Source organism: Amycolatopsis sp., assembly GCF_036008905.1.
GTDB lineage: Bacteria > Actinomycetota > Actinomycetes > Mycobacteriales > Pseudonocardiaceae > Amycolatopsis.
Window position 1 is genome coordinate 21,242 of record NZ_DASYMU010000114.1, and the last position, 8,610, is coordinate 29,851.

Consider the following 8,610-nt stretch of genomic DNA (forward strand, 5'->3'; position numbering starts at 1 on the left):
CGAAGGCGCCCGCAGGGGCGGGCGCTCAGTGAACGATCACCGGCTACCCAGACACCAAGGACACTCCCATGACTGAACTGAACGCGGAAACTGCCCGGCGCGCGATCGTCGAACACACCCGGCGTCTGGCGGAATCGGCCGCCGCGGCCGGACCTGACGCCGCCGTGCCGACAGCCCCGAAGTGGACCGTCACCGATCTGGTCGCGCACGTGGGCCAGACCCTGAACTGGGTCGCGGAGATCATCGAGCGGCGCATCACCGACCCCACACAGCTGCCTAGGGAGATGGCCGTGCTGCCTGCCGATCCCCGCGAGTGGCAGGCGTGGCTGTCGGAGTCCGCGCAGCGGGTCGCGAGCGCGTTTTCCGATGACGCGCTTGAGGCGCCGGTGTTCAACGCCGCGGGTGACGATCGATCCGGGGCGCGATTCTGGATGTCCAGCATGCTGAACGAGGCGGTCGTCCACGGCTTCGACGCGGCCGGCGCGGCGGACCGGCCGGCCGACGTCGACGCCGGCATCGCCGCCGCGCTCATCACCAACCATCTCGCGATGGTCACCTCGCCCACGTGGAAGATGCAGCGGCCCGAGTCCGCTCACGCCATCCGGGGCACCGGGCAGACCCTGCAGTGGCGGGCCACCGACACCGCGGAAGGCGCGGGCGCCTGGTTCGTCGAACGGCGGCCGGACGGGGCGACGTGGCAGCCCGGAACCCGGCAGGCCGAGGTGACGGTGACCGGCCCGGCACGATCGCTGCTGCTGATCTTGACCCGCCGGCTCCCTCTCTCCGACCGCGAAACCACCGACATCCGCGTCGACGGCGACACCGGCCTCGCCCAGCACTGGCTCGACAACACCGCCCATGCCAGCGACTGACCGGAGAGCCCCCCATACCGTCTACGGGGATTTTCGGGACTGTCCGCGGATAGCGGTGGGAGAGGGCGCGGCCGCCGGTGGGGTTTGTCCAGCTCGATCAGCAGCGACACGATCGGCGCGAACGGCAGCATCTCCGTGAGCTCGGCCTTCAGCGCGGTCGCCTCGGACGGGACGTCCTCGGCGGTCAGCGGCGAGATCACCAGGTCGCCGGCCTCGTCCAGCCGGACCGGCCCGTCGCCGCCGGCCAAGACCTGCTCTAGTTCGCCGAGTGCCTCGTCGAGCTTTCGCTCGGCTAGCGCGTCGCGCATCTTGCGTTCGGCCTTGCTCTCCCGCGCCGAGATGGCCTGGTCGAACAGCTGCACGACCTCATCGAGCGCGTCGGTCGCCGACTGCGCCAGCACCGTGAGCAGGATCGGGTACCGGCGCTGCGGATCACGCCGCTCCAGTGCCTGCGGGGTCAACCGGCGCCCGACCGTGGCCAGGAACTGACGCCGCTCCGCCGGGAGCACCGGCAGGTCGAGGGTCTCCGCGCCCAGGCCGCGCAGGAACGCCAGCTTCGCGGCCGATCTCAGGGAACCCCGAAGCCGCTCCAGTTCCTCGTCCGCGAACACCTGCGCCGCCACGCAGTACCTCCAGTCAGTACCCGAAGATCCCCAGCTCAGAAGCCTACTCAGCCATATCCGCCTGTTTTTTCCCGAGGCCTACCGCGACCCGTACCGGACGCACCGTGGCCCCCTTGATCGATCCTGAACCTTCCCCGGTTCTGTAGGTGTGTCTCACGTGAAGTGGGATTTGGGGATGACGCCGTGGACGCCGACGGTGCGGTCGACGACTTGGGAGACCTCGAAGTCGGCGGCGGCCGAGAGGTAGGCGTAGGCGGTGGAGCGGTCCATGCCGAGGTCGTGTTCGAGGAAGTCGAGGGCGTTGAGCACGGCGCGGCGCATGGCGATGTCGAGGTCGTTGCCCTGGCCGTTCTGGGCGCCGTCCGGATCGGACAGTCCGATCGGGACCCAGGCGTCGGGGGTTTCGGCGAAGGGGTAGCCATAGGCGACCGACGGGGTGCCGCGGGAGCCGCGTTTGCAGACGGTGAGGCGGAAGGTGGCGCGCAGGGAGCCTTCCATGGCGGTGAGGGCGACTTCGCCGTTGCCCATGGCCATGTGCGGGTCGCCGACGTGGAACAGGGCGCCCTCGGCGAACACGGGCAGGTAGAACGTGGAGCCTGTGGTCAGGAGGTTGATGTCGATGTTGCCGCCGCCGAGGGTGGGCGGGATGGAGTTGAGCGCGGGTGCGGTGAGTCCGGGGGCTTCGGCGAAGGCGACGCCCATCATGCCCATGAAGGGGCGTAAGGGAAACGCGACTTCGCCGGACTTGCCGCGGCGCATGATGCCGGTGAGTTTTCCGCCGGGGCCTCGGCGGACGGGGGTGAACACGGAGACGTTGCCGTAGCGGGTGGGGTCGCCGGTGGGGCGGCCGTCGGTGGCGATCGGGGGCATGACTTCGGCGGGGGTGATGCCCGCGGGGGCGCCGCCGTCGGCTTGGCGGGGGAGTGCGCCTTTGCCGTGTCTGCTGGAAACGACGCCATACGGGACGCGGGGGAGCATGGAGAGCATCTCGATTTTGAGGACGTCGCCGGGTTCGGCGCCGGTGACGGCGACCGGTCCGGTCACGACATGGGGTCCGTCGACGTCGAAGTTGCGGGTGGTGCGGGTGTAGTCGCGGGCGATCGCGATGGCGTCGTCGAGGACGTCGGTGCGGGAGACGCCGTGTTCGCGGAAGTAGGTGATCGGGTCGCGGCCCTGGTCCTCGAGGATTCCTTCGTGCGACACGGTGTCGATGGTGATCGTCTCGCCGGAGCGGATGCGGAGCACGGGGTCACTGCCGAGGGCGGGGACGTATCCCCAGCGGACTGCGTCGGGGGTCGAGCGGAGGTAGTGCTTGCCGTGGATGGGGCCTTTGCCGGGCTGGAGGATCTCGCGTGACGACGTTGCCGCGGCGGGGGTGGCGAGGGCGGGTGCGGCGACGCCCGCGGTGCCCACCACGGCGGCGGCGCGCAGGAAGTCGCGCCTGCCGAGGCCTTCGATGAGGGTTTCGCGGGCGGTGTTCGGTTCGGTCATGCCTGATCGTGGAGCCGCGCGCGAGGGGTCGTCAATCGGTCGGAATCGTCTGTTTCACACAGTTAACACGACCTAGCGGCCCGGTTCGACGGCGACGACGTCGAAGGCCTTGCCCAGTGCGATGACTGCTTCGTCGAGTTGGCCGAGGCTGGAGACCACGGAGCGGGCTTGGGGGTCCTTGATCTCGTCGGAGACCGGGGTGCCGTCGTCGCGGATGAGTTTTCCGTGGGTTTTGCCGCCGGGGGCGCGGACGGCTTCGAGCAGGACGTCGACGTTGCGGGCGATGCGGCCGGTGAACAGGCGGAAGCGGTTTTCGTCGGCGAGCAGGCCCGGTTGGGCGCGGGCGGCGACGTGGCGGGCGCGGAAGGCGATGGTTTCGAGGGTGGTGAGGACGTACCAGCCGTAGTCGCGGCGGGCGCTGCTGAGGTTGATGGGGTGAGTCAGCGGTTCGATGGTGGTGCGCACCTTTTCCACGGCGCGGTCGAGGTCGCGGGAGATCTCGATGACGTTGACGTTTTCGGTGCCGGACAACAGGTTCGTGGTTTGCTGGAGGAAGTCGTCGAGTTCGTCGAGTACTTCGGCGATGTCGTCGAGCATGACCGCGCGGGTGCGGACGGGGACGATGACGACGGCGGCGAGGAGTCCGGCGGCGGCGCCGACGGCGGTTTCGGCGAGGCGGATCCAGAGGACTTCGTAGCTGAAGGTGCCGAGCAGGCTGTAGAGCAGGCCGAGCATGCAGGTGATGAAGAAGGCCATGATCACCTGGGAGACGCGGGACATGTAGACCATGCCGAATACGCAGATCAAGATCAGTGCCAGGGTGGCGGGTGTGTCCCCGGAGACGAGCAGGGCGAGCAGGACACCGCCGACGATGCCGATGAGGGTTCCGCCGAGGCGGCGGGCGCCTTTGACGAAGGTGGCGCCGGCCGTGGAGGCGCCGACGAAGACGACGAAGACGGTCAGGACGGCCCAGTACCAGCGCTGATGGGACACGAGTTCGCCGCCGATGACCGCGAGGCCGCCGCCGACGACGGCTTGGATGGCGCTGCGGGTCTGGTTGTCGTAGGCGAAGGCGGGGGTTTTCTCGTCTTCTTCGGGTTCGGGTTCGTCGGAGTAGTCGTGGGTGACGACCCGCTGGGCGTTGACGTCGGCGAGGGCGAGTTGGGCGATGGCGCGGCGGAGTTCGTCGCCGGGTTCGGGGTGGGTGTCGATGCGGCTGCCTTCGACGAGCATTTTGCTGAATTCGGCGGTGTCGCTGATCAGCGGGAGTTCGCGGGGGTCGTTTTCGATGAGGGACCGGAAGCGCTGGAGGCCGGTGATGAGGCCGTCGCGTACCTCGGGCGTGAGTTGTTCGGCGACGGTGCGCTGGGTGGTGATGGACAGCCACTGCACGGCGAGTTCGACCTCGATGCCGCGGCGGCGCAGCATGTCGGCGTCCTTGCTGTCGACGACGTCCGGGGCGGCGTCTTCGATGAGCAGGACGCATTCGTGCAGGCGGGCGTTGGCGCGGCGCAGTTGTTTGCGGTTGCGTTCGCTGCCACCGCTGGCGAGGTAGGTCTCGGCGGCGCGGATGACGGCGCCGAGGCGGGCGCGGAAGGCGCGGCGGACGCGGATGAGTTCGGAGTCGGCGCGGCGGCGGAGCAGGACGAACCGGACGAGCGCGTTGCTTGTCACGCCGACGGCCAGTGCGACGAGCAGCATGGGGATCTGCCGGAGGTGGATCTGGAGGAACATGGCGAAGAAGAACAGGAAGAACGTCACCGAGCCGAGTGCGATGCCGCGGGGGCCGAAGCGCTGGGCGTAGACCACGACGAAGATCAGCAGCACGAAGATGATGCTGTTCACCGGCGGTGCGGCGCTGCCCAGTGCGGCGACGGTCATCGAGCAGGCGCCGATGACGACGGCGAGTACGAGCGTGACGGCTTGTTGTCTGGGTGTCGAGTCGTTGACGGTGAACGCCGTCATCATCGCGCTGATGGCCGCGACCAGGAGGATCGGCAGCGGTTGCCCGAACGGGGCGAGTGCGAGGACGGCGACGACGATGCCGAGGACGGCGGATAGCGCGATGCGCAAGCGGATGTATCCCGGGTCGGAGGCCACGAACCTGTCCCGGATGCCGTCTCGGAGCCGGGTGATCACTGGGCTTCCGCCAGGAGTTCCCATTGGGCCAGGCGGAGGCGCGCGGTGCTGCCGGTGATCCTGAGCCGATAGTGCTTGCACGCAGCGGGTTCGGGCAGCGCGAACGGCCGGGTTTGGCGGCGCCAGCGGAATACTTGGCCGGTCCGTTCGTCGAGGACGTCCCAGGTTTCGTGGTCGTCGGAGCCTTCCAGAACCCAGGACACCGGATCACCTCTCCTGCGTGACGACGTCAGGGTGTAGACGGCGACGGCGCGGGGTTCGTGCGCGGTGAACTCGATGGTGGGGGTCCGGGTCGGGAACGTCGCTTCGGTGCGGGTGGTCTTGTCGGACAATGCGCTGATCTCCGATGTTCCGTCGAGTGGGGTGAGCGGTGCGGGTGTCTTCGCGGTCGCGTGTCCGCTGGCCCAGTCGGTGGGTTCGGCGGACATCTCGAAGTCGAGCACCGCGCCTTCGGTGAGCACTGCATGGTCGAGCGACGGCGAGTTGTGGGGTTTGCCGTTGATACGGAGGTCGCGGATGTAGACGGTGGCCGCGGTGTTGCCGGGGGCGTTGACGACGATGTCATTCCCGTTTTCCAGGTGGATGGTCGCCTTGGTGAACAGTGGCGAGCCGATCGCGTACACCGGACTGCCGACTTCGAGCGGGTAGAAGCCGAGGGCGCCGAAGAGGTACCAGGCGGACATTTCGCCGTTGTCCTCGTCGCCGGGGTAGCCCTGGCCGATCTCGCTGCCGAGGTAGCAGCGCGAGAGGACTTCGCGCACGATCGCCTGGGTTTTCGCGGGCGCGCCGGCGTGGTTATAGCTGTACGGGATGTGGTGGGAGGGCTGGTTGGAGTGCCCGTATTGGCCGAGGCGGATGTCGCGGGCTTCGGTCATCTCGTGGATGATCCCGCCGTACGCGCCGGGGTTGCGGCCGGTTTCCGGGGTCGCGAAGAAGGCGTCGAGTTTCGCTTCGAGCTGTTCGGGTCCGCCGTGGAGTCCGGCGAGGCCGGGGCCGTCGTGGGGGGCGGAGAACGCGGTGTTCCAGGCGTTGGTCTCGGTGTAGTCGCCTCCCCACGCGCCCGGGTCGAGCGCGCCGGGGCCGTGCCGCCAGGTGCCGTCGGGGCGGCGGCCCTGGAAGAAACCGTTGGCGGGGTCGAAGTGGTGGACGTAGTGCAGCGCGCGCTGGCGGAAGTAGAGGGCGTTGTCGCGGTATTCCGCGCGGCGCGGGTCGTCGGGGGCGGCTTGGCGTAGCAGGGCTTCGGAGAGGTTGGCGATGCCGAAGTCGTTGATGCAGCCTTCGAGCGCCCACGAGAGGCCTTCGCCGGTGGAGGTCGGGGTGAAGCCGAGGAAGATCGACTTGTCGAGCCCTTTGCGGCCGACGCCCTGGCCGGTCGGGGTGACCGTGGCGTTGCGGATGGCGGCGGCGTACGCGCTGTCGACGTCGAACCCGTGGACGCCCTTGAGGTAGGCGTCGGCGAACGCGACGTCGGAGCTGGTGCCGGTCATGAGGTTCGCGTAGCCGGGGGAGGACCAGCGGGCGATCCAGCCGCCTTCGCGGAACTGCTGGACGAACCCGTCGACCAGTTCGCCGGCGCGGGCGGGGGTGAGCAGGGCGTACGCGGGCCAGGTGGTGCGGTAGGTGTCCCAGAACCCGTTGTTGACGTACATCTTCCCGTCGATGATCTTCGCGCCGGTGCGTTTGCGAGTGCTCGGCCGGCACCGGCGGATGACCGGGCTCGCGTGCTTGTCGCCCGATGGGGTGCTTTCGTGGCCGGAGTTGGGGTACAGGAACAGCCGGTACATGTTCGAGTAGAACGTGGTGAGCTGGTCTTCGGTGGCGCCTTCGAGTTCGATGCGGCCGAGGATGTCCTGCCACTGCGCGCGGGCGTCGGCGCGGACCTGCTCGAAGGTCGTTCCGGGTGGGATCTCCTGCTCGAGGTTGCGCTGGGCCTGGTTGAGGCTGATCAGGGAGGTCGCGATCCGCATGGTGACTTCGGTGGCGTCGAAGCGCAGGTAGCCGGTCACCGTGCGGTAGAACGGCTCGCGGATCTTGCGGCCCTGGGTCGGCTGCTGGTCGAAGGTCGCGTAGACGAACATGCGCCGGGCGCCGGTGGAGAGCCTGCTGCGGACCCAGGTGTGGCCGGTGACGGTGCCGCGGCGGACGTCGAGGCGCAGGCCGCCGCGGTTGGCGGTGTTGTCGAACAGCAGCCAGCCGCCGTCGCCTGGGAACGTGAACCGGAAGAGCGCGGCGTGGTCGGTGGGGGTGATGTCGGTGGTGATCCCGTTGTCGAACCGCACGCCGTAGTGGTGGGGCCGGTCGGTCTCGTTGTCGTGGCCGAACGCGAGCGCGCGGGCTTGTCGATCGGTAACGACTTCCCCGTTACCGGGCATGACCTGGAAGGTGTGCCGGTCGCCCATCCACGGACTGGGTTCGTGGCTCAGCGCGAGCGCCTGGAGCTGCGGGCGGTTGTCGGCGTTGTTGTGCCGGTGGTACTGGTACAGCCAGTTGGTGGCGCCGGCGTCGGTGACCGGGGTCCAGAAGTTGAACCCGTGCGGCACGGCGGTGGCGGGGATGTTGTTGCCGCGGGAGAAGTCGCTGCTGGAGTGTGTGCCGCGGGTGGTGCGGACGTGGTCGACCGGTTCGCGCGTTTCGATCGGGCGCTCGGTGACGGTGACGTCGTCGAGCCAGCCGGTGGCGTCGGCTGCGACGTCGAGCAGGATCTTGCGCGCTGTCCGGCCCGCGTATGCGCCGAGGCGGTGGCGGACGAGGTTCCACTGGTCGAGGTACAGCGTCTTCGACTCGCCCTGCTGCTTCGCGCTGAACCCTGCTGTCGTGCCGTCGTCGAACTCGATGTCGAGCGCGACGAACGTGCTGCGGTAGGTCGGCTCGGCGTCGGACTCGGGGATGACCACAGAGGACAGTTCGGTGTGCTCGGTGATCGGGATGTCGACCTCGAACAGCAGTTTTCTGCCCGGTGAGTCATAGCGCAGCGCACTGAGACCGGTGAAGCCGGCGCCGATCTTGGCCGTCGGTGATTTGCCTGGTCCCGGGCCCACCTGCAGCGCGGGGTCGACCGGCTGCGGGTCACCGGTTTCGAAGGAGGAGAAGAACCCGGTGATCGTCACCCACTCACCGTAATAGGCGCGCCTGACAATCGCCCTGCGGCGCCCTGAAGGACTGTGACCTTCAGGGCGCCGCGGGGCGAGTGCGTTCAGTCGATGACCGCGGTGGCTTCGATCTCGACCAGGAGGTCGGGTTCGGCCAGTGTTGTGACGCCGATCCCGGTGAGCGGCGGGAGCGGGGTGATGCCCAGTTTCGCGGCGGCCCGGGCGGCCCCTTCGACGAACAGGGGCATCTTGTCCGGGGTCCAGTCGACGAGGTAGACGGTCAGTTTCGCCACGTCGTCGAAGGAGCCGCCGACCTCGGCCAGCGCGGTGCCGAGGTTGAGGTAGCACTGCTCGACCTGGGCGGCGAAGTCGCCTTCGCCGACTTTGCCGCCGTCG

General features: G+C 68.7%; 6 protein-coding genes. 2 read left to right on the plus strand and 4 right to left on the minus strand.

The features are described from left to right. The first annotated feature begins 68 nt into the window (after positions 1–68). Both VGP60_RS21000 and VGP60_RS21005 read left to right on the plus strand, forming a co-directional pair. Positions 69–872: a maleylpyruvate isomerase family mycothiol-dependent enzyme gene (locus VGP60_RS21000; RefSeq protein ID WP_327549745.1), complete on the plus strand. Its 804-nt coding sequence runs from the start codon at positions 69–71 to the stop codon at positions 870–872. 77 nt (positions 873–949) lie between these two features. Then, positions 950–1,132, plus strand: coding sequence for a hypothetical protein (locus VGP60_RS21005; RefSeq protein ID WP_327549746.1), 183 nt, complete (start codon positions 950–952; stop codon positions 1,130–1,132). A 516-nt stretch (positions 1,133–1,648) separates the two neighbouring features. On the opposite strand, the gene VGP60_RS21010 is transcribed toward VGP60_RS21005, so the two are convergent. From VGP60_RS21010 to VGP60_RS21025, 4 genes are all read right to left on the minus strand, one after another. After that, on the minus strand, positions 1,649–2,986 hold the full coding sequence (locus tag VGP60_RS21010) for an acetamidase/formamidase family protein (protein WP_327549747.1): 1,338 nt from the start codon (positions 2,984–2,986) through the stop codon (positions 1,649–1,651). Positions 2,987–3,058: 72 nt separating this feature from the next. Beyond that, positions 3,059–5,149: an FUSC family protein gene (locus tag VGP60_RS21015; RefSeq protein WP_414640384.1), complete on the minus strand. Its 2,091-nt coding sequence runs from the start codon at positions 5,147–5,149 to the stop codon at positions 3,059–3,061. Continuing rightward, positions 5,122–8,232 (minus strand): GH92 family glycosyl hydrolase, encoded by a 3,111-nt coding sequence (locus VGP60_RS21020; RefSeq protein WP_327549749.1) that lies wholly within the window; start codon positions 8,230–8,232, stop codon positions 5,122–5,124. The genes VGP60_RS21015 and VGP60_RS21020 overlap by 28 nt, the downstream gene beginning before the upstream one ends. Positions 8,233–8,318: 86 nt before the next feature. Next, on the minus strand, positions 8,319–8,610 hold a 292-nt coding region (locus VGP60_RS21025), incomplete at its 5' end, for a RidA family protein (RefSeq protein ID WP_327549750.1).

Bases quoted from the DNA above. Each gene is read 5' to 3' on its own strand.
- VGP60_RS21000 (WP_327549745.1), top strand. From the start codon at position 69: ATGACTGAACTGAACGCGGAAACTGCCCGGCGCGCGATCGTCGAACAC.
- VGP60_RS21010 (WP_327549747.1), bottom strand. From the start codon at position 2,986: ATGACCGAACCGAACACCGCCCGCGAAACCCTCATCGAAGGCCTCGGC.
- VGP60_RS21015 (WP_414640384.1), bottom strand. From the start codon at position 5,149: ATGGGAACTCCTGGCGGAAGCCCAGTGATCACCCGGCTCCGAGACGGC.